Genomic DNA, 21,876 nt, shown 5'->3' on the forward strand with positions numbered 1-21,876 from the left:
CGTTATCAACAATTCGCTTTCACCGCCTCTGCGATTTCAAGCGCATAAGCGTGGACGTTGTCGGCCTCAGGCCCTTCCACCATCACTCGGATTAAAGGTTCAGTGCCCGATTTACGCAACAGTACACGTCCTTGTTCGCCCAGCTTTTCCTCTACACTGGCTTTAGCTGCCAGCACAGGCGCGCTTTGTAACGGGTCAACCGTGCCGCTAAAACGGACGTTCTCTAACACCTGGGGCAGCAGCGTCATGCCATCGCTTAAGGCTTTAAGATCCATCCCTGTCGCGGCGATGCTCGCCAGCACTTGCAACGCGGCGACAATGCCATCACCGGTCGTGACCTTATCCAGCACAATGACGTGGCCCGAGTTTTCTGCACCGATCCGCCAGCCTTTCTCTTGCAGCTTTTCCATCACATAACGGTCGCCCACTTTGGCGCGCGCAAACGGAATGCCGAGAGACTGAAGCGCAAGCTCCATCCCCATGTTGGTCATCAGGGTACCAACGACACCGCCTTTCAATTCACCACGGCGCAGGCTCTCGCGGGCGATAATATACGCAATTTGGTCGCCGTCGACTTTGTTGCCAAGGTGATCCACCATGATCACGCGGTCGCCATCACCGTCAAAAGCGATGCCTAAGTCCGCTTTTTGTTCGAGGACTTGTTTTTGTAACGCACGAACGTCCGTGGCCCCCACCTCATCGTTTATATTGGTACCGTTGGGCGCACAGCCAATGGTGGTCACCTCCGCACCGAGTTCACGAAACACAGAAGGCGCAATGTGATAGGTGGCACCGTGAGCACAATCGAGCACAATTTTTAAGCCACTCAGGCTTAAAGCGCTCGGGAAAGTACCTTTACAAAACTCGATGTAACGCCCGGCCGCGTCGTTAATGCGGCTGGCTTTACCTAACTCAGCCGACTCGACACAAGTCAGTGTTTTTTCCAGCTCAGCTTCAATCGCTAACTCAACCTCATCAGCCAGTTTAGTGCCTTCTGAGGAGAAGAATTTAATCCCGTTATCATAATGCGGGTTATGTGACGCCGAAATCACAATCCCAGCTTCCGCGCGGAACGTTTGGGTTAAGTAGGCAATCGCAGGTGTCGGCATGGGGCCGGTAAAGGCGGCTTCGAGACCCGCCGCAGAGAGCCCCGACTCCAACGCCGACTCTAACATATACCCAGAAATGCGCGTGTCTTTACCAATCAGAACCTTACGTGTACCTTGTTGTGATAACACACGACCTGCCGCCCAACCAAGCTTTAGCATAAACTCTGGTGTAATGGGGAACTCCCCCACCTTGCCACGCACACCATCGGTGCCAAAATACTTACGCTCTGTCATTATTTTTCTTCTCCTAATCCATTTTTTACATGCGCTGTCATGGCGACTACCTTGAGTGCATCAGCAGTTTCTTTCACATCGTGAACGCGAATGATTTGTGCGCCTTTCGCCGCAGCTAAGGTGGCACAAGCAAGACTACCGCCCAGAATATCCTGCGGCGTTTTTTCTAACATCTTGTAAATCATTGACTTGCGTGACATCCCTGCTAATACAGGCAACCCGAAGTCATGAAAAGCGTCGAGATCCGCGAGAAGCTGATAGTTGTGCGCCAACGTCTTACCAAAACCAAACCCGGGATCCAGAATAATATTCTGTCGACGGATCCCCGCCTCAGTGCAGGCCTCGATACGTGCTGCTAAAAACGCTTTCACGTCCCCCACGACATCTTGGTAGTCAGGTGCCGCTTGCATTGTCCGTGGTTGTCCTTGCATGTGCATGATGCACACAGGCACTTGCAGATCCGCTGCCGCTTCCAACGCACCAGGCGCTTGCAGCGCTCGCACATCATTAATGAGATTGGCGCCTGCTTTTACTGCGGCACGCATCACACCAGCCTTACTGGTATCAATCGAAATCCAACAATCAGATTGCTCACGAATCGCTTCAATGACTGGGAGAACACGATTGATCTCGTCTTGCTCTTCTACATCAGCAGCACCTGGGCGTGTCGACTCGCCACCAATATCTAAAATGGTGGCGCCGTCGGCTAGCATCTGCATCGCTCGCTCAACCGCTATATCGCGGTGCTGAAACTGGCCGCCATCTGAGAAAGAGTCCGGCGTCACATTCAAGATACCCATGATGACAGGGCGAGTAAGGGGGAGTGCGTTATTCTTGTGGGTTATTTGCATGTGTTTGTTTCCAAGCACGATCAAAAAAACCCCGACGTATCGGGGTTTGCATTCATGGGGATTTACGCTTCAGATTGGTTTTCTGAATCAAGCGGTTTTTGTTTTTTGTCGTCAGATTGCTCGTCAGACTCGCTCGCTTTCGAGGCATCCGGTTTGCTCGGCGTATCATCTGAAGATGAACCGCCATTACCGCCTTCCCAGCCTGCGGGCTCTCGCACGTCACGGCGAGCCATCAGATCATCAATCTGCGCTGCATCAATGGTTTCGTACTTCATCAAGGCATCTTTCATCGCGTGCATGATATCGAGGTTTTCTTCCAAGATTTGCTTGGCGCGATCGTAGTTGCGGTCGATGATGCCACGAATTTCAGCGTCAATGAGTCGGGCTGTCTCATCGGAGATATGCTTGGTTTGCGCGACCGAGCGTCCTAAGAAGACTTCGCCTTCTTCTTCTGCATACAGAAGCGGACCCAATTTTTCCGAGAAGCCCCACTGCGTGACCATTTTGCGAGCAATATCCGTCGCTCGCTCGATGTCATTCGACGCCCCCGTCGAAACTTTTTCTTTGCCGTATATCAGCTCTTCAGCCAAGCGTCCGCCATAAAGGCTTGAAATCATCGAGTCGAGGTGCTGACGCGACATGCTGATCCTGTCTTGCTCAGGCAAGTACATGGTCACACCCAATGCACGTCCACGTGGGATAATGGATACCTTATACACAGGGTCATGTTCAGGCACCAAGCGACCAACAATTGCGTGACCTGCTTCGTGATAGGCGGTTGACTCTTTGGTTTCTTCCGACATCACCATTGAACGGCGCTCTGCACCCATCATGATTTTGTCTTTCGCCAGTTCAAACTCGACCATCGATACGACACGTTTGTTACCACGCGCAGAGAACAATGCTGCTTCGTTAACAAGGTTAGCCAAGTCAGCCCCTGAGAAGCCCGGCGTACCGCGCGCAATCAGTGACGCATCGACATCATTGCCTAGCGGTACTTTGCGCATGTGTACTTTGAGAATATGCTCACGGCCACGCACATCTGGCAAACTCACCACCACTTGACGGTCAAAACGACCAGGACGCAATAGCGCAGGGTCCAATACATCTGGACGGTTCGTCGCCGCAATGACGATAACGCCTTCGTTGCCCTCAAAGCCATCCATTTCGACCAACATCTGGTTCAAGGTCTGCTCACGTTCGTCATGACCTCCGCCAAGCCCAGCGCCACGCTGACGACCGACAGCGTCGATTTCATCGATAAAGATGATGCAAGGTGAGGCTTTCTTCGCTTGCTCGAACATATCGCGGACGCGTGATGCACCCACACCTACGAACATTTCCACGAAATCGGAGCCGGAAATGGTAAAGAACGGTACTTTGGCTTCACCCGCAATCGCTTTGGCTAGCAAGGTTTTACCGGTACCCGGAGGGCCGACCATCAATACGCCGGTTGGGATTTTACCCCCTAACTTTTGGAAACGGCTTGGGTCGCGCAAGTAATCTACCAACTCCTTTACGTCTTCTTTGGCTTCATCACAGCCTGCAACGTCAGTAAAGGTCGTTTTAACCTGCTCCTCACTCATCATTTTGGCTTTTGATTTACCAAAAGACATGGCGCCTTTGCCGCCACCACCTTGCATCTGGCGCATGAAGAAAATCCATACCCCGATAAGCAGTAGCATTGGGAACCAAGAAATGAAGATCGATGCCAACATACTTGGCTCTTCAGGTGGCGTCCCTTTCACGCGCACGTTTTTGTTAAGCAAATCATCCAAAAGCTTTGGATCATTCATCACAGGCATAAAGGTGACATAGCGTGAGCCGTCACGTCGGGTGACACTCAGCTCACGATCGTCAAATTTTACTTCCTGTATTTGATCGTTGCCGATTTCGCGTACGAAAGAGGTATAGTCGACTTGACGACCGGCGCTGTCCCCTGGTCCAAAGCTTTGGAACACAGACATTAAGACAACGGCGATAACCAGCCACAGAATCAAGTTTTTTGCCATGTCACTCAAGGTGTTAGCCTCGCATAACTGAGATAGATAAATGTAAGGGTACTACAGTTTATAACCTGTAGCCACAATGTAGACTTCTCGCGACCTTGCACGGGATGAGTCGGGTTTTCGAATTTTGACCGCTGTAAACATTTTACGCACCTCGGCCAAATACTGATCAAAGCCTTCGCCTTGAAAAACTTTTACCACGAAGCTGCCTTTCGGCCCCAGCACTTCACGGCACATCTCTAATGCCAGTTCGACCAAATACATCGCTTTGGGTTGATCGGCTGCCTGATTGCCGCTCATGTTTGGCGCCATGTCAGACATCACCACATCAACTTGGTTGGGTTGAATGCGCTCGAGCAAGGTGTCGAGCACCGCTTGTTCGCGAAAATCCCCTTGAAGAAAGCTAACACCTGGCATAGGATCCATGGGTAGGATATCGCAAGCAATCACTTGCCCGTCGTCACCGACTTGTGTCGCGGCATATTGCGACCAACCTCCAGGCGCAGCGCCCAGATCGACCACTGTCATTCCCGGTTTCAAGATGCGATCTTTTTGCTGAATCTCTTCTAGCTTAAAAATAGCCCGAGACCGATATCCTTTTTTCTGCGCTTCATGAACGTACTTATCGTCGAAGTGTTCTTTCAGCCAGCGTCCTGAGCTGGCAGAGTGTTTTTTATTCGCCATGTTGTTCCTACTACGCCCGCCAATGCACCACATTCATATAAAATTCAGGCAATTGTGTGCGTTAGCTTATTCTCAAAGACAGACTCACTCTCACCCAGCAGACGACGTGCATGGCATCTGCCCACTTTCTACTGTTTCAGTTTGTGGTGAGATGGCGTTAGAATGGCATGTTTTCAACCCCTAGCAAATAGAAATCGAGCCAACATGAAACTCAGCACCAAACAAAAACAGTATCTCAAAGGACTGGCTCACCCGCTTAAGCCTGTAGTCTTAATGGGCGCCAATGGTTTAACTGAAGCCGTGGTCGCTGAAATTGAGCTTGCGCTTGACCACCACGAGCTGATTAAAGTGAAAGTGGCCTCTGAAGACCGTGAGACCAAAAACCTGATTATCGACGCGATCCTACGGGAAACAGGCGCCGAAAAAGTGCAGGTGATCGGTAAAACTTTGGTCATTTATCGCCAAAGCGACGCACGCAAAATTGAATTACCACGCAAATAATCACCTGTGTGATCAAGTACGTGCTGTAGCATAACAAAAAGGCCGCATTGCGGCCTTTTTACTGTGTCAGCATCGGAGAAAAGTTACATTCCGTAACACTTTCCTACACGTAATCGACGCTATCAATTTCGAACTCTTTGACGCCACCTGGGGTGGTAATGCTCACTTCTTCACCTTCTTCTTTACCAATCAGGCCGCGAGCAATGGGAGAATTCACCGAAATCAAATTCGCTTTGATGTCGGCTTCATCATCACCCACGATCCGATAGGTCACTTCTTCGTCAGTGCTCACGTCAATCAAGGTGACCGTCGCGCCAAAAATCACTTTGCCATTATTCGGCATCTTAGTGACATCAATCACCTGTGCCACCGACAGCTTGTATTCGATGTCACGGATTTGCGCCTCACAAATGCCCTGCTCTTCACGAGCCGCATGATATTCTGCGTTTTCTTTTAAGTCGCCGAGCTCACGCGCCTCTGCAATGGCGTTGGAGATCTCAGGGCGACGCTTGATCAACTTGTCCAGCTCTTCTCGTAGCAGCTGCTCACCGCGTACGGTCATTGGCACTTTATCCATAAATGACATTACCTCTTTCAATCCACAGCAAAGGGATTTTGGCAAAACAAAGCCACGCCCAAACAGAGTATCTGGGCGCGGCGGAATTCAACGCTTTTTTTAGATTGTAAACAAGAATTCGCGCAAAATCATCTCTGATCCGGTGATAGCGTGAGCCATCCATCGGCTATCCGCTTCGCCCCCAGCCCAGCTGACCGCTTGGCCACCCCGAACGGCTTGTCTTCAAGGCTAGACAGGGTAGGATGGCATGCATGCGCAAACAAAAAGGCTTTTACCATGCTGTCCGCTCTTTTCCGCCGCCTCACCCCCATGGCGGTTTTCCTCGTGCCGTTTGCATCGGCCTCCGCGCCGTCGTTAACACTGGAACAACTGACACCGCTACTCCCCAAAGGCAGCCAAGTCGCGCTATGGGTGAGTGATGCGCAGCAAAATCAGCCCCAGATCAGTGAGCAAGCCGATGCGCTGCTGCCCCCAGCCAGTACACAAAAACTCCTCACCGGACTCGCCGCTCGGCTTTATTTACCGAGCACTTTCCGTTTTTCCACCCGATTGGTGCAAACCGGTGATGACATCGCCCTTATTTTTAACGGTGACCCCTCACTGACTCGAAAGGATATTCGTCAACTGCTGAGTCAATTACCGCGTCGTGGTCTCGATACCATTAACAACCTCTATCTGGATGGGCATGCGTTTGCTGGTCGCACCCGTGCGCCTGGCTGGCCATGGGACATTTTAGCGGTCTGCTACAGTGCACCTTCCACGGCAATCACCCTCAATCACAACTGTGTGCAAGGTGCGATTTATAGCCAGCCTGATAGCACGTTGACACGCGTGCATGTCCCTGACCACCAGCCCGTTTCGGTAGAGAACCAAGCGCGAGCGGTAAGCGAGGACGAACAAGCTACCCGCCATTGCGGTCTCGATCTCACCGCGACACCGCAAAATACGTATTATTTTTCCGGTTGCCTCCCGCATCGGGAGCGTCCGCTGCCACTCAACTTTGCCGTACAGACCCCTTCGACTTACGTCAAAGCCATTGTGGCCGATGAGCTCGCGCGCCTGAATGTGCGTGTGAAAGGCGATATCCAAGTGGCGCGGGCGCCCAGCCAGTCACGCGAGTTGGCTCGTCACCAGTCAGTGCCCCTTACCTCCCTACTCACCACGATGTTGCGCGACTCTGACAACCTCATTGCCGACAATCTTCTCAAAGCCTTGGGACGCCGCTACTTTCAGCAGCCTGGCTCTTATCGCAATGGCGTCGCGGCGGTGAAAGCGATATTGCAGGAGGCTGGGATTGACCTATCACAGGCTGTGCTGGTCGATGGCTCAGGGCTGTCTCGTAATAACCGTCTCAGCGCCCGCCAACTGGCGCAGGTGATGCATTACATCACCACTCACCCGGCACTTGGCATGGTTCAAATGCTCCCCACTGCCGGTGTGGATGGTACCCTCAAGTATCGCCAGAGCATTCGCCACGCCCCCATAAAAGGGCGTCTAAAGGCCAAAAGTGGTTCGCTGTATGGCAGCTTTAATCTAGCTGGGGTTTTGGAAGATGATTCAGGAAACCAACATATCGTGGTGCAACTTGTCAGTCATTATCATCCCGAGGAAGACGCACAGCCGGAGAATGTGCCCTCGCCGATTACTCAGTTTGAGCGTGAATTTTATATGGCGCTGATCCGCGGCCAGTTGTTGCCTACACGAGCGCCATCTCACTGAACAAAAAAGCCCGCCAAGATGGCGGGCTCATACGCGTTGACAATCATACTGTTATGATTTGGTCAGCACCCGTGCATGCAACGATTGCACAGGATTGACTTTACTCATATCGGCGGCCGTTAACGCCATACAGGTCGCGAAAGCAGCATTCAAGGTCGTGGTATAATTCACTTTAGTCGCCAGTGCGCCACGGCGCAGCACTTTTGAGTCCTCAATCGCTTGACGCCCTTCCGTGGTATTGACGATATAGCTGTACTCACCGTTTTTGATGCGATCAAGAATGTGTGGTCGCCCTTCATGTACCTTATTGACCAGACGCGGATTGATGCCCGCCTCGCCAAGGATCACCGCGGTGCCGTGGGTCGCGTCGAGCTCAAAACCAAGCTTGAGCAACTTCGCCGCTAAATCCACCACGCGCTGCTTGTCATTATTGCGCACCGATAACAAGGCACGTCCACCCTCGCTGTAGGCTTTACCACAGGCTAAATCCGCTTTGGCAAACGCTTCGGCAAAGGTATCACCGACACCCATCACCTCGCCGGTCGAGCGCATTTCAGGGCCCAGCAGTGGATCAACCCCTGGGAATTTATTGAACGGCAGCACTACCTCTTTGACCGAGTAATAAGGTGGAATCACCTCTTTAACAAACCCTTGCTCGGCCAGTGAGCGTCCGGCCATGACCCGTGCTGCAATTTTCGCGAGCGGGACACCGGTCGCCTTGGACACAAATGGGACAGTACGCGCCGCACGCGGGTTGACTTCAATGAGATAGATTTCATCATCTTTCACCGCAAATTGGGTGTTGACCAAACCTTTGACGCCTAGCTCCAACGCCAGCTTACGCACCTGTTCACGCATGCGATCTTGGATATCGTCACTGAGGGTATAAGCTGGTAGCGAGCAAGCGGAGTCACCAGAGTGCACGCCAGCTTGCTCGATGTGCTCCATAATGCCGCCAATCACGGCGGTTTCACCATCGCACACGGCATCGATGTCCACTTCAGTCGCGTCATCCAAGAAATGATCCAGCAGGACTGGGGACTCATGCGACACACTCACCGCCTCGTTAAAGTAGCGGCGCAGGTCGGTTTCATCATAGACAATTTCCATCGCTCGCCCGCCGAGGACGTAGGACGGACGCACCACCAGCGGATAACCAATTTCTTTGGCTTTCTCCACTGCTTGTTCCAGTGCGGTGACGGTGGCGTTAGCAGGCTGTTTAAGGCCAAGGCGCTGCACCGCATCTTGGAAACGCTCGCGATCTTCAGCACGGTCAATCGCATCTGGGCTGGTACCGATAATCGGCACACCCGCCGCTTCTAAGTCACGGGCAAGTTTAAGTGGCGTTTGCCCACCATACTGAACAATGACCCCTTCAGGCTTTTCAACGTTCACAATGGCGAGTACGTCTTCCAAGGTGATCGGCTCAAAATAGAGGCGGTCAGAGGTGTCATAATCGGTAGAAACGGTTTCAGGGTTACAGTTGACCATAATGGTTTCAAAACCATCTTCACGCAGGGCCAGGGATGCGTGGACACAGCAGTAGTCGAACTCGATCCCTTGCCCGATTCGGTTCGGGCCACCGCCAATAACCATGATCTTCTTCTTATCCGTCGGCTGTGACTCGCACTCTTCATCGTAGGTAGAGTACATATACGCGGTGTCAGAAGAGAACTCAGCGGCACAGGTATCCACACGTTTGTAGACAGGATGAATCTGGAACTTGTCACGCAGTTTGCGTACTTCAATTTCCGACACGCCTAACAAGGTTGCCAAACGGACATCAGAAAAACCTTTACGTTTTAACTGACGCAGCGCGGCTTTGTTGAGCCCCGCGAAGCCTTGCTCACGCACTTGCTGCTCATGTTTGACAATGTCTTCAATTTGTACCAAAAACCAGCGGTCGATATTGGTGAGATTAAACACGCCATCGACCGACATACCGGCACGAAACGCATCGGCAATGTACCAAATCCGTTCGGCGCCGGGCTCTTTGAGTTCATGACGAATTTTAGTTAACGCCGTATCGTCATCCAGGTTTACCATCTCATCAAAACCCGCCGCGCCCACTTCCAGACCGCGTAATGCTTTTTGCAGTGATTCTTGCTGGTTACGGCCAATCGCCATCACCTCACCCACTGACTTCATCTGGGTGGTTAAACGGTCGTTCGCGCCGGCAAATTTTTCAAAGTTAAAGCGTGGGATTTTAGTCACGACATAATCGATGGTCGGCTCGAACGAGGCGGGCGTTGCGCCACCGGTGATATCGTTCATCAACTCGTCAAGGGTAAAGCCCACCGCCAACTTGGCTGCCACTTTCGCAATTGGGAAGCCGGTCGCTTTTGAGGCCAATGCCGAAGAGCGTGATACCCGCGGGTTCATCTCGATGATCACCATGCGGCCATTTTTGGGGTTAATCCCAAACTGTACATTTGAGCCGCCTGTTTCAACGCCAATTTCGCGCAAAACAGCCAACGACGCATTGCGCATCAATTGGTATTCTTTGTCGGTCAGGGTTTGCGCCGGCGCCACCGTGATAGAGTCCCCCGTGTGGACCCCCATGGCGTCGAAGTTTTCAATCGAGCAAACAATGATGCAGTTGTCGTTTTTATCCCGCACCACTTCCATTTCGTATTCTTTCCAACCAATGAGTGACTCATCAATCAACAACTCATTGGTGGGGGATAAATCGAGGCCGCGCTCGCAAATCTCTTTGAACTCTTCCTGGTTGTAGGCGATGCCCCCACCAGTGCCTCCCATGGTAAAGGAGGGACGGATAATACAAGGGAAGCCCACTTCGTCGAGCACCTTGTGCGCCTCATCCATGCTGTGGGCGATGCCCGCACGCGGACAATCCAAACCAATGCTTTGCATCGCCTCATCGAAGCGATGGCGGTCTTCGGCTTTGTCTATTGCGTCAGCGGTGGCGCCGATCATTTCCACGCCAAATTCGGCTAACACGCCATGGCGCTCGAGATCCAGTGCACAGTTCAAACCTGTCTGGCCACCCATGGTTGGCAGTACGGCGTCAGGGCGTTCTTTTTCGATGATGTGTTTCACCACCTGCCACTGGATAGGCTCGATGTAAGTGGCATCGGCCATCTCTGGATCTGTCATGATGGTGGCAGGGTTGGAATTGACCAAGATGACACGATAACCCTCTTCGCGCAGGGCTTTACACGCTTGTGCCCCTGAGTAGTCAAATTCGCAGGCTTGGCCAATGATAATCGGGCCTGCGCCCAAGATAAGGATGCTTTTTATGTCTGTGCGTTTTGGCATGCTCAACGACTCCAATTAGGCGCGATGTTGTTTGATGAGGTCGATAAAATGATCAAAAAGTGGCGCGGCATCATGCGGCCCTGGGCTTGCCTCTGGGTGCCCTTGGAAACTAAATGCGGGTTTATCCGTGCGATGAATACCTTGTAAGCTACCATCAAACAAAGACACATGGGTCGCGCGCAGCGTCTCTGGCAGGCTGTCTTTATCGGCCGCAAAGCCATGGTTTTGGCTGGTGATCATCACCACACCACGCTCCAAATCTTTGACCGGATGGTTAGCCCCGTGATGACCAAACTTCATCTTAATTGTGTTCGCCCCACTGGCGAGGGCTAATATTTGATGGCCAAGACAAATGCCAAACAAAGGCAAGCCTTCTGACAAAAACGTGCGCGTCGCTTCAATCGCGTAATCACACGGCGCCGGATCGCCAGGGCCATTGGATAAGAAAACCCCATCCGGGCTCATCGCTAACACCTCTTCCGCTGGCGTGGTCGCGGGCACGACCGTCAAGCGACAGCCACGGTCAACTAACATGCGCAAAATATTGCGTTTAGCACCAAAGTCATAGGCCACCACGTGATACGGCAACTCACCTTCTACGGCAGCCTCGGGCAAGCCTTGATGAAGCTGCCAAGAGCCTTGTGTCCAGCGGTAGCTTTCTTTTGTGGTCACTTCTTTGGCGAGATCCATTCCCTTCAAGCCAGGAAAGTCCTGCGCTTTCGCGAGCGCCAAGGCCTCATCCACACTGTCACCGGCCACAATACAGCCGTTCTGCGCGCCCTTCTCTCGCAACAAGCGCGTGAGTTTCCGCGTATCGATATCGGCAATACCGAGAATGTTGTGCTGTTTGAGGTAGTCAGAAAGGGATTGTTGATTGCGGAAGTTGCTGGCTAACAGGGGAAGATCACGAATAACGAGGCCTTGGGCATGAACTTGGCTAGATTCTTCGTCTTCGGAGTTGGTGCCGGTGTTGCCAATATGAGGATAGGTGAGTGTCACAATCTGGCGGGAATAAGAGGGGTCGGTTAATATTTCTTGGTACCCCGTCATCGAGGTATTGAAAACCACTTCTCCCACCGCGGTGCCATCAGCGCCGATTGGGGTACCGTGGAACACTGTCCCATCTTCTAGGACTAAGAGCGCAGACTTGCTCAAGACAACCTCCAGTTATATAGAAATGCACTTTTTACGACTAACGTTGCATTCACGTATTCCATCTAAGATCAAAACTCACGTCAAGCTGAATTTTGACAAATTGCGCGCATTCTAGGGATGCACAGGGGGACTGTCAATCAAAGCGCGTGATTTTTCTTTATTTTATTCGCCACTCATAAAGAAACGGCCGCCAAAGCGCTATAACAACAAGCCTCACCCATGAATTACGGATAAAAAACGCGCAAAAGGCACGCTTAATGTGTTTTTCATCAACACCTTTTTACCCTTATCAGAAAAGGTAAATTAGCAAACGTTTACTCATGCAACAAAAGCATGCATAAGGGCTATCTGTCACCATAATGACAACAAACACAAGATTAGTGGTAATAATGTCTGAACCAGGAAGCCAACCGACAGAGGAAGAGGGAAAAGCAGAAAAAAACATCGCGCCGAGGCGCGATGAATAATTATTTAAGATTGAGGACGTCTTGCATCGTGTATAAACCACGTTGATGCTGATTGAGCCAAACCGCAGCTCGTACGGCGCCTTTGGCAAAGGTGTTTCGATTAGACGCCTTGTGAGTAATTTCTACACGCTCGCCAATATCGGCAAACATCGCCGTATGCTCGCCAACAATGTCACCTGCTCGAAGCGTGGCAAAGCCAATTTCATCTTTGCTTCGCTCTCCGGTGATCCCTTCACGCGCATAAACCGCCACATCGCTAAGTTTATTTCCCATCGCGCCGGCAATGGCTTCACCCATACCGAGTGCGGTACCAGATGGTGCATCAACTTTATGACGGTGGTGCGCTTCAACAATTTCAATGTCGCACTCCTCTCCCATCACTTGGGCTGCCTGCTCTAACAACTTGAAGACAAGATTGACACCAACACTGTAATTCGGGGCCATCACCATGGCTGTCGAAGCCGCCGCTTCTTCAATGGTTTGCTTTTGCGAGTCATCAAACCCTGTCGTACCTATGACCAACTGCTTGCCTTGTGCTTGGCATAACGTCAGGTTGGCCAGGGTCGCAGTAGGGGCGGTGAAATCAATGACCACATCGAAGTCGTCACTCACTTTCGCCAAATCGTCCACCACATTAACGCCTAACCGGCCAATGCCCGCGAGCTCTCCCGCATCGGTACCGACTAAGCTGGATTCCGGTCTTTCGCTCGCGGCCCCTAAAGTGGCACCTGGATACTGTGAAACCGCTTGGATAAGGTTGCGACCCATGCGCCCAGCCGCGCCTGCTATGGCAATACGTACCATGATTTTCCCCTTTGTCACTATGCCAGTTCACTGGCTCCTTCTTGGTAGCCAATCACTCTAGCGCGTTCCTTGGCACTTGTATATTGGCGAAAAAAAGGGAAGCCCGTGCTCCCCTCGCCGTCTTGAACATCACCCTAGGTGACTTCTCGAATTTGCAACTCTTTAGGCACTTCAAAAAACATGTTTTCTTCACGCCCAGCGAGATTATCAACATGGGTGGCACCCAACTGCTTGATTCGCTCGATAATTTGATCCACTAACTCTTCTGGTGCCGACGCACCGGCCGTGATCCCGACCGTCTGCTTGCCTTCAAACCAGGCCGGATCGATATCTTCCGCCGTATCGGTTAAATAACCTGGCGTACCGAGTTTTTCGGATAACTCGCGCAGACGGTTTGAGTTGGAGCTGTTTTTTGACCCAACCACCACCATCACATCACAGCTTTGCGCTAAATCGCGCACTGCGTCTTGGCGGTTCTGGGTGGCATAACAAATGTCGTCTTTACGTGGTCCTTGGATGTTAGGAAACACCTTACGCAAGGTATCAATCACATCCGCGGTTTCATCGACCGACAGGGTGGTTTGGCTCACATAGTGCAAGTTATCAGGATCGCTCACCTTCAAGGTATACACATCCTCTGGGGTTTCGACCAAATACATGCCGCCGGTTTCACTGGCGTATTGCCCCATGGTGCCTTCCACTTCAGGGTGGCCGGCATGGCCGATCAGTACCACTTCCATATTCTTACGACTGGCACGCGCAACCTCCATATGCACTTTCGTCACCAGCGGGCACGTGGCATCAAATACGGTTAACTGACGCGACTTGGCCTCATTACGCACCGCTTGCGACACGCCGTGGGCGGAGAAAATCACAATATTGTCGTCGGGCACTTCGCTGATCTGCTCAACAAAAATCGCCCCACGCTGCTTTAAGCCTTCCACCACAAAGCGGTTATGCACCACTTCATGACGGACATAAATGGGGGGTTGATAGATTTCTAGCGCGCGCTCAACAATACTGATGGCACGGTCAACCCCTGCGCAAAAGCCACGGGGATTGGCAAGTAAGATCTTCATGTGTCCGCCTTTATTGCACACTTATAATTTCAACATCAAAAATGACGGTCTTCCCAGCCAGTGGGTGGTTAAAATCAACCGTGACGGAATCCCCAGTCACTGCCGTCACAATGCCCGGGATCTCCTTCCCTTGCGGCCCACTAAAGGCAATGATCGCCCCTTCTTCTGCGGGCGTTTCTCCACCAAAGTGACGGCGATCCATGTGATGGATATTATCCGGATTAGGCTGGCCGAATGCATCCTCTGGTGCCAAGGTGAAGCTGCTCGACTCCCCTTCTTTTAAACCAAGAAGGCAAGTTTCAAAGTTTTCCGTCAAGCTACCGTCGCCCATCACCAGCTTCGCCGGTTTACCCGCATTATGGGTGGTATCGGCAACCGAACCATCTTCCAGTTTGATGGTAAAGTGCATAATGACTTCGCTAGACGCTGTGATTGCTTTCATGATTCATCCTTTTAGACAGTCGCGGTTTTGCTGATAGATACGCATCATCCTTGTTTGGTCGATGACTGGCCTTGACGAAAACTATCTAGGATTATCAATGCAGCGCCCAAACATATCGCCGAATCGGCGAGATTAAACGCTGGCCAGTGCGAACTCCCGAGATAAAAATCAAGGAAATCAATCACGTAGCCATGCACAAGACGATCAAACAAATTACCCAGTGCGCCACCAATGATCATCGCATAGGCAATATTGATCATGCGTTTGCTGGCCGGTGTTCCCCGCATCCAATACGCCAATAATCCGCTCACCCCCAGTGCAATCGCACTGAACAGCCAACGCTGCCAACCGCCGGCATCACTTAAAAAACTAAACGCCGCGCCGTGGTTGTGCACGTATGTAAGATTGAAAAAAGGCAGCACTTCAATCCGATTTGCAAACCCGTATTCCATGGTTTGCATCACCAGCCACTTGCTGCCGATATCGAGAGCAAAGACCAGCGGCGCTAGCCAAAGCCAGCGCCATCCTGATTGTGAGAGGGAAAGAGTCTGCATCACGCAAATTGGCGAGTTTCGCCTTCTCCTGCAATATTGGTCACGCAACGGCCACAGATCTCTTCATGACCCGCAATGGTGCCAACATCAGCGACATGGTGCCAACAGCGCTCACACTTAGCCGCGCTTGATGCCGCCACGTCCACAGCCAACCCGTCGAGTTCAGTCTGTGTTGCGGAATCAGGGGCATCTCCCGCGATCACGGTCGCTTTCGAGGTCAACAGCACAAAGCGAAGTTCGTCGCCCATCAAGCGCAGCTTCTCGGCAAAGTCTGTCGGTGCATAAAGCGTGACTTCCGCTTCTAATGAACCGCCGATGACTTTTTCATTCCGGGCTTGCTCTAGGGTTTTGTTCACTGCACCGCGAACATCGAGCAATTTCGCCCAGAACGCCTGATTCAGCACAGCCTGCTGTTCTAAGTCAAACAAGCCGTCATACCAGACTTCGGTGAAGACAAACTTGGTTCGCTCGCCGGGCATTTCATTCCAGATCTCATCCGCGGTAAATGACATAATCGGTGCCATCCAGCGTACCAGTGCTTCCACGATGTGGAACAGCGCCGTTTGACAGCTGCGGTGCGCATGGCTGCCTGCTTTGGCTGTGTACTGACGATCCTTGATGATATCGAGGTAGAACGAGCCCATTTCAATCGAGCAGAACTGCATCAAACGCTGAGTCACTTGGTGGAAGTTACAGGCATCATACGCGGCAGTGATCTCTTGCTGTGCTTCGAGGGCGCGGCTGACGGCCCAGCGATCGACCGCCACCAAATCGTCTGGAGCAACCAAGTCAGTTTTAGGGTCAAAACCGTGTAGGTTAGCCAGCAAGAAGCGCGAGGTATTACGGATACGACGATAGGCATCGGCACTGCGTTTTAGAATTTCATCCGACACACTGATCTCACCCGTATAATCGGTTGATGCCACCCACAAACGGAGAATATCAGCACCCAGCTTGTTCATCACATCTTGCGGCATGATGGTATTTCCCAGCGACTTCGACATCTTGCGGCCATTACCGTCGACGGTGAAACCATGGGTGAGTACACGGCGGTATGGGGCTTTGTCTTTAATTGCCACCGACGTCATCAGTGATGACTGGAACCAGCCACGGTGTTGATCCGAGCCTTCCAAATACATATCGGCTTCTTGACCGTTAAACTCGTCACGCTGATTAACCACAGCATAGTGCGTTGCGCCAGAGTCAAACCACACATCCAGGGTATCCAAGACTTTCTCGTACTGATCAGCGTCATCGCCCAACAGTTCATTCAGATCTAAGTCCCACCACGCTTGAATACCGGCTTTCTCTACGCGCTGAGCCACCTGCTCAATCAGGTTGAGCGTATCCGGGTGTAGCTCTGAGGTTTCTTTATGAACGAACAGGGCAATAGGCACGCCCCAAGTGCGCTGGCGCGAAATACACCAGTCTGGACGCCCTTCCACCATTGACTCAATGCGGCTTTGTCCCCAGTCAGGGATCCATTCAACGTTCTTGATCTCTTGCAGCGCTTTATCTCGCAGACCCGCTTTGTCCATGGCAATGAACCATTGCGGCGTGGCACGGAAGATAATCGGTGTTTTGTGGCGCCAGCAATGCGGGTAGCTGTGCTCATACGCGTGATGATGCAATAAGGCACCGTGCGTTTTCAGCGCTTCAATCACGCTGTCGTTGGCTTTAAACACGTGTTGACCGGCAAACAGCGGCGTGTCGGGCAGATACACACCATTGCTGCCAACCGGATTAGCCACTTCAAGATCGTATTTTTGACCGACCACAAAGTCTTCTTGACCATGCCCTGGCGCCGTGTGAACCACACCGGTACCCGATTCAGTGGTAACGTGATCGCCTAGGATAACCGGCACATCAAAGTCATAAAAAGGGTGTTGAACACGTTGTAGCTCCAGCGCTTCACCTTTACAGAAACCAAGGTTGTGATAATGCTCAATACCCGCGCGATCCATCACATCTTTTGCCAGCTCTGCGGCAAGGATCAAGCGCTGTGGCTGGTCACCTTCCACTTGCACCAAGACGTATTCCAAGTCCGCCGCAACGGCGACCGCACGGTTCGCTGGCAAAGTCCAAGGCGTCGTGGTCCAGATCACCGCGGATACTGGGCCTTCGCCTTGGTGATCGCCCGCTAGGGTAAATACGTTCAATAACGCCTGCTCATCAACCGCGCGGAAAGTGACGTCAATTGACGGTGATGTTTTATCTTGGTACTCAACTTCGGCTTCCGCGAGCGCCGAACCACAGTCTGTACACCAATGCACTGGCTTGAAGCCTTTGTGCAAATGACCATTGCCCGCAATTTTACCCAGCGCTCGGATAATATTGGCTTCGGTATTAAAGTCCATGGTCAGGTAAGGCTTATCCCACTCACCTAATACGCCAAGCCGTTTGAAGTCAGCTTTTTGACCTTCTACTTGCTTGGCCGCGTATTCACGACATTTTTCCCGGAACTCGGCGGTGGAGATTTTCTGACCCGGCTTGCCAACTTTTTTCTCTACCATCAATTCGATAGGTAGACCATGGCAGTCCCAGCCAGGGACGTACGGTGCGTCATAGTCCGCCAGCGTTTTCGATTTAATAATAATGTCTTTGAGAATTTTATTAACAGAGTGACCAATGTGAATATTGCCGTTCGCGTACGGAGGACCGTCATGCAAAATAAATGTTTTTTTGCCTTTCTTCGCTTGACGGATTGCACCGTAAAGATCTTCATCGTACCAACGCTTGAGCATATCAGGCTCGCGCTTAGCAAGATTACCTCGCATCGGAAACGCGGTTTCCGGCAGGTTTAAGGTATCTTTGTAGTCACTCATTGATTATTGATTCCGTATGGAGGTTACACTCTAGACATTATTGGCATCAGCCAGCCACGCACGCGCGGCTGATGCATCTCGTTGAATTTGCATTTTTAACGCGTCTACTGACGCAAATTTGGTCTCGTCACGCAACTTATGTAACAAGCTCACTTCAAGCTGTTTGCCGTATAAGTCGAGCGTGTGATCAAAAAGGTGTACTTCGAGTTGCTGGTGCGTGCCGTTTACCGTAGGACGGCGCCCTACATTCGCCACCCCAGGCAATGATTGCCCATCGATGGCCACCGTTACCGCATAGACACCAGACACAGGTGAAACGCGACGTTTAAGCAACACATTTGCAGTAGGAAAACCAATCGTCCGCCCTAGCTTGCGACCGTGGGCAACCCGGCCACAAATACTGTAAGGACGCCCAAGCATATCGGCCGCCACTTGCATCTTTCCGGCGGAAAGTGCATCACGAATCGCCGTGCTACTCACACGCCGATCGCTCACACAAAAGCTCTCGGTACTGACAACCGCAAAGTCATGCTCTTGTCCGGCTTGTTTTAAGCGCGAAAAGTCGCCAGTTCGCTTAAGGCCAAAGCGAAAGTCGTCACCCACAACCAGAAACTTAACACCCAATTGATTGACCAACAAGCGGTCCACAAAGGCATCAGGGCTCATGGCGGCGAATGCCGGGGTAAAACTCACGCACAACAGCCTGTCGACGCCCAGTTTGGCAAGCTGGGTGTATTTGTCCCGCAATCGCGATAAACGGGCAGGCGCTTGCTCTCCGAGAAATAACTCGAGCGGTTGCGGCTCGAACAGCATGACGGTCGCAGGCAAGTCAAGGGCTCTGGCCTTCTCAACGACTTGACGCAAAACAGCCTGGTGGCCGAGGTGGACACCATCGAAATTCCCGATGGTCAGTACACAGCCTCGGTGTTGCGCCCGGATGTTGTGGATGCCTCGAATTAATTCCATCGCCTGCTGACTATTTGAACTATTAAAACTGGCGGATTATATACTAGTCAGCGCTGGCAATCAGCCCTGGATTGATAATCCGCGCGCTCTATCATCCACGATGACGAATATCACTCACCCGTACACCGAGCAACAGGGCGGTGACAAGATAAAGCGCGCCGCCTCCCACAATAAGGCTGGCTAACGTTAAGCTTCGAGATAACAAAGACATCGACACCCACTGAGACAACGCAGGCATCACCAGGTACAAACCGGCGATCATCACCCCCACAGCCAACACGAGTTTGCTAATAAATCCGACGGTTGCACGCGATAATTGATAAATGCCTTGGCGGTGTAATCCTTGATAGAGCAGGCCGGCGTTAATCAACGCAGACAGTGCGGTGGCTATGGCCAGCCCGACATAACTAAACAAGTAAGCAAAAATGGCGTTGAAAACCATGTTACTCGCCATCGCTATCACACCATACTTTACGGGCGTTTTGGTGTCTTGGCGGGCGTAGTAACCAGGCGCAAGGACCTTGATCACCATAAAATTGACCAAGCCACAGGCATAAGCCATCAACGATAAACTCGCCGCTTCTACGTCAGGGACGCCAAATTCACCACGCATAAAGAGCACCATCAACATCGGTTGGGCAAGCACGATCAAACCCGCCATCGCTGGGATCCCAAGGAGCAACACCATACGCACGCCCCAATCCATGGTGGCAGAAAATTGCTGAGACGATTGGTCAACATGCTTTTTCGATAGCGCCGGCAAGATCACGGTGGCAATGGCAATACCAAACAGACCGAGCGGAAATTCAAGCAAGCGATCAGAGTAATACAGCCAACTGATCGACCCTGTCATCAAGAAACTGGCAATAAAGGTGTCGAATAATAGGTTAATTTGGCTCACCGAGACCCCGAAAAGCGCGGGAATCATCAGCTGGCGTATTTTCACTACCCCAGGATGCTGCCAGCCCCACTTAGGTTTTACCAGCATGCCTTCTTGAGAGAGGAAAGGCAGTTGAAATAAAAGCTGAACCGCGCCCCCAATAAAGACACCAATCGCCAAACCTATTTCAGGTTGGGCAAGATGCGGGGAGAGCCCTATCGCCGCCGCGATAATGGCGATATTCAAAAAAACAGGGGTAAAGCTCGACACCGCAAATTTATTGAGGGTGTTAAGTATCGCCCCAGATAAAGCCACAAAGGTAATAAACCATAAGTAAGGGAAGGTAATTTTGAGCATCAAGCTCGCCAACTCAAACTTGGCACCGTCAGGCCGGCCCTCGAGCCAATCAACGAACCAACCTGTACCAAACAGCGCCGCTAGGACGGGCGAACCGACCACCCCGAGCAAGGTGACAAGAGTGACCAAGCCACCTAAGGTGCCCACCACATTGGCGACCAGTTCACGCGAGTGCGCGCGTGTGTCATCATTTTTATCTCGCGCTTGATATTCAGTTAATACGGGCACAAACGCTTGCGAGAAGGCGCCTTCTGCGAACAAACGACGCAAAAAGTTCGGAATTTTGTTGGCGAAAAAGAACACATCGGCGGCGGCGCCTGCCCCCATCAAGTTCGCGATCACCACATCACGGACCAGCCCTAAAACACGGGACACCAAAGTCATGGTGCTCACGATGAGCCCAGAGCGTAAAAGTCGCTTACTCACGGTTACCTCTTGAAAACACGTGCCCAATGCGCGTCACTGTCGCACCTTCATTGTTTCTTTCCGCTGTCACGTTATCGCTGACATCGATAAGAAATGGAAATATAGGTGACGTCGGGGCTGAAATGCTGATAGAATCAGCCGCCATATTAACTGTGATAACCCCGCAGCGCCAACACATCGTTGGAGCGGCGGATCTTTGCACAAATGAATTGACAATAGAGGTAAAAAGAGGCATAGTCCTCCGCCTTGAAATGTCACCGAACAAAAAGATTTGGGAGTTAGACCCTTGGCGAATATCAAATCTGCTAAGAAGCGTGCGATCCAGTCTGAGAAGCGTCGCCAGCACAACGCAAGCCGTCGCTCTATGATGCGCACTTATATGAAGAAAACTGCTTCAGCTATCGCTGCAGGCGACAAAGAAGCAGCAACTGCTGCTTTTGCACAAGTTCAGCCTATTCTTGATCGTTCAGCCACCAAAGGCCTGATCCACAAGAACAAAGCAGCTCGTTACAAAGCAGCATTCGCAGCACAAATTAAAGCGCTGTAATTTTGCTCTTTGCAAAGAGATAAAAAAAACCGGCTTCGGCCGGTTTTTTTATTGCTTAAGGGTTGGGTGAATCCACGGTTTCCTTACAATACAGATCATGTAATAACTGGATAACCGCCTCAACTTCATCACTTTTTAGCGAGTAATACACGGTTTGCGCTTCTTTACGCGTGGCCACTAGGCCATCTTTTCGAAGCCAAGCAAGGTGTTGAGACAGCGCCGACTGGCTTAAAGGCACTCGCTCCACCAGCTGCCCAACCGACAACTCTCCTTGCAGTAGATAACACAGAATGAACAGGCGTTTCTCGTTGGCCATGGCCTTGAGCAGGTTTACCGCCTTCGGCCCATTCTGCTGCATGCGGGCTAAATCCATTCAACTTCCATCACTCATTAATACTCATTGCCACGAGT

19 protein-coding genes are annotated in these 21,876 nt (G+C 51.7%); 3 read left to right on the forward strand and 16 right to left on the reverse strand.

Annotated elements, in window-relative coordinates:
* Positions 1 to 5 precede the first annotated feature (5 nt).
* The 4 genes from glmM to rlmE all read right to left on the reverse strand — a co-directional run bounded on the left by glmM (position 6) and on the right by rlmE (position 4,887).
* Positions 6 to 1,343, reverse strand: coding sequence for a phosphoglucosamine mutase (glmM, locus tag BZG72_RS13795; protein ID WP_046075115.1), 1,338 nt, complete (start codon positions 1,341 to 1,343; stop codon positions 6 to 8).
* Positions 1,343 to 2,194: a dihydropteroate synthase gene (folP, locus tag BZG72_RS13800; protein ID WP_077667053.1), complete on the reverse strand. Its 852-nt coding sequence runs from the start codon at positions 2,192 to 2,194 to the stop codon at positions 1,343 to 1,345. The genes glmM and folP overlap by 1 nt, the downstream gene beginning before the upstream one ends.
* A 62-nt stretch (positions 2,195 to 2,256) precedes the next feature.
* Positions 2,257 to 4,206 carry an ATP-dependent zinc metalloprotease FtsH gene (gene ftsH, locus BZG72_RS13805; RefSeq protein WP_046075113.1) on the reverse strand — a complete coding sequence of 650 codons (1,950 nt, stop codon included), beginning with the start codon at positions 4,204 to 4,206 and terminating at the stop codon, positions 2,257 to 2,259.
* Between the two features lie 51 nt (positions 4,207 to 4,257).
* On the reverse strand, positions 4,258 to 4,887 hold the full coding sequence (gene rlmE, locus BZG72_RS13810; RefSeq protein ID WP_077578311.1) for a 23S rRNA (uridine(2552)-2'-O)-methyltransferase RlmE: 630 nt from the start codon (positions 4,885 to 4,887) through the stop codon (positions 4,258 to 4,260).
* A gap of 204 nt (positions 4,888 to 5,091) precedes the next feature.
* On the opposite strand from rlmE, the gene yhbY reads away from it, so the two are divergent.
* Positions 5,092 to 5,388 carry a ribosome assembly RNA-binding protein YhbY gene (gene yhbY, locus BZG72_RS13815; RefSeq protein WP_046075111.1) on the forward strand — a complete coding sequence of 99 codons (297 nt, stop codon included), beginning with the start codon at positions 5,092 to 5,094 and terminating at the stop codon, positions 5,386 to 5,388.
* A 103-nt stretch (positions 5,389 to 5,491) separates the two neighbouring features.
* Here yhbY and greA read toward each other — a convergent pair whose 3' ends face one another.
* Positions 5,492 to 5,965: a transcription elongation factor GreA gene (gene greA, locus BZG72_RS13820; RefSeq protein ID WP_046075110.1), complete on the reverse strand. Its 474-nt coding sequence runs from the start codon at positions 5,963 to 5,965 to the stop codon at positions 5,492 to 5,494.
* A gap of 128 nt (positions 5,966 to 6,093) precedes the next feature.
* Positions 6,094 to 6,243, reverse strand: coding sequence for a hypothetical protein (locus BZG72_RS16260; protein WP_158075481.1), 150 nt, complete (start codon positions 6,241 to 6,243; stop codon positions 6,094 to 6,096).
* On the opposite strand from BZG72_RS16260, the gene dacB reads away from it, so the two are divergent.
* Positions 6,242 to 7,684: a D-alanyl-D-alanine carboxypeptidase/D-alanyl-D-alanine endopeptidase gene (gene dacB, locus BZG72_RS13825; protein WP_077667054.1), complete on the forward strand. Its 1,443-nt coding sequence runs from the start codon at positions 6,242 to 6,244 to the stop codon at positions 7,682 to 7,684. The genes BZG72_RS16260 and dacB overlap by 2 nt on opposite strands.
* Before the next feature lie 51 nt (positions 7,685 to 7,735).
* Here the strand turns inward: dacB and carB are convergent, their stop codons facing one another.
* The 9 genes from carB to murJ form a co-directional block, all read right to left on the reverse strand.
* Complete coding sequence (gene carB / locus BZG72_RS13830) at positions 7,736 to 10,963, reverse strand: carbamoyl-phosphate synthase large subunit (RefSeq protein ID WP_077667055.1); 3,228 nt, start codon at positions 10,961 to 10,963, stop codon at positions 7,736 to 7,738.
* Between the two features lie 15 nt (positions 10,964 to 10,978).
* A complete protein-coding gene (carA, locus tag BZG72_RS13835; RefSeq protein ID WP_046075108.1) occupies positions 10,979 to 12,118 on the reverse strand; it encodes a glutamine-hydrolyzing carbamoyl-phosphate synthase small subunit in 1,140 nt (379 codons plus the stop codon).
* Positions 12,119 to 12,585: 467 nt separating this feature from the next.
* Positions 12,586 to 13,389: a 4-hydroxy-tetrahydrodipicolinate reductase gene (gene dapB, locus BZG72_RS13840; protein WP_077667056.1), complete on the reverse strand. Its 804-nt coding sequence runs from the start codon at positions 13,387 to 13,389 to the stop codon at positions 12,586 to 12,588.
* Positions 13,390 to 13,523: 134 nt separating this feature from the next.
* Positions 13,524 to 14,468: a 4-hydroxy-3-methylbut-2-enyl diphosphate reductase gene (ispH, locus tag BZG72_RS13845; RefSeq protein ID WP_046075106.1), complete on the reverse strand. Its 945-nt coding sequence runs from the start codon at positions 14,466 to 14,468 to the stop codon at positions 13,524 to 13,526.
* Between the two features lie 10 nt (positions 14,469 to 14,478).
* Positions 14,479 to 14,910: an FKBP-type peptidyl-prolyl cis-trans isomerase gene (gene fkpB, locus BZG72_RS13850; RefSeq protein ID WP_077667057.1), complete on the reverse strand. Its 432-nt coding sequence runs from the start codon at positions 14,908 to 14,910 to the stop codon at positions 14,479 to 14,481.
* Positions 14,911 to 14,954: 44 nt separating this feature from the next.
* Entirely contained in the window at positions 14,955 to 15,464 is a 510-nt protein-coding gene (gene lspA, locus BZG72_RS13855; RefSeq protein WP_046075104.1) for a signal peptidase II, read from the reverse strand.
* Positions 15,464 to 18,289, reverse strand: a complete 2,826-nt coding sequence (gene ileS, locus BZG72_RS13860) for an isoleucine--tRNA ligase (protein WP_077667058.1) — start codon at positions 18,287 to 18,289, stop codon at positions 15,464 to 15,466. The genes lspA and ileS overlap by 1 nt, the downstream gene beginning before the upstream one ends.
* 30 nt (positions 18,290 to 18,319) lie before the next feature.
* Positions 18,320 to 19,255: a bifunctional riboflavin kinase/FAD synthetase gene (gene ribF / locus BZG72_RS13865; protein WP_077667059.1), complete on the reverse strand. Its 936-nt coding sequence runs from the start codon at positions 19,253 to 19,255 to the stop codon at positions 18,320 to 18,322.
* A 91-nt stretch (positions 19,256 to 19,346) separates the two neighbouring features.
* Positions 19,347 to 20,918 carry a murein biosynthesis integral membrane protein MurJ gene (gene murJ / locus BZG72_RS13870; RefSeq protein WP_077667060.1) on the reverse strand — a complete coding sequence of 524 codons (1,572 nt, stop codon included), beginning with the start codon at positions 20,916 to 20,918 and terminating at the stop codon, positions 19,347 to 19,349.
* A 286-nt stretch (positions 20,919 to 21,204) separates the two neighbouring features.
* On the opposite strand from murJ, the gene rpsT reads away from it, so the two are divergent.
* On the forward strand, positions 21,205 to 21,465 hold the full coding sequence (gene rpsT, locus BZG72_RS13875) for a 30S ribosomal protein S20 (protein ID WP_046075100.1): 261 nt from the start codon (positions 21,205 to 21,207) through the stop codon (positions 21,463 to 21,465).
* A 55-nt stretch (positions 21,466 to 21,520) separates the two neighbouring features.
* On the opposite strand, the gene BZG72_RS13880 is transcribed toward rpsT, so the two are convergent.
* Positions 21,521 to 21,838 (reverse strand): ArsR/SmtB family transcription factor, encoded by a 318-nt coding sequence (locus tag BZG72_RS13880; RefSeq protein ID WP_046075099.1) that lies wholly within the window; start codon positions 21,836 to 21,838, stop codon positions 21,521 to 21,523.
* Positions 21,839 to 21,876 lie beyond the last annotated feature (38 nt).

This window comes from Salinivibrio sp. PR6, assembly GCF_001995955.1.
Taxonomy (GTDB): Bacteria; Pseudomonadota; Gammaproteobacteria; order Enterobacterales; family Vibrionaceae; genus Salinivibrio; species Salinivibrio siamensis.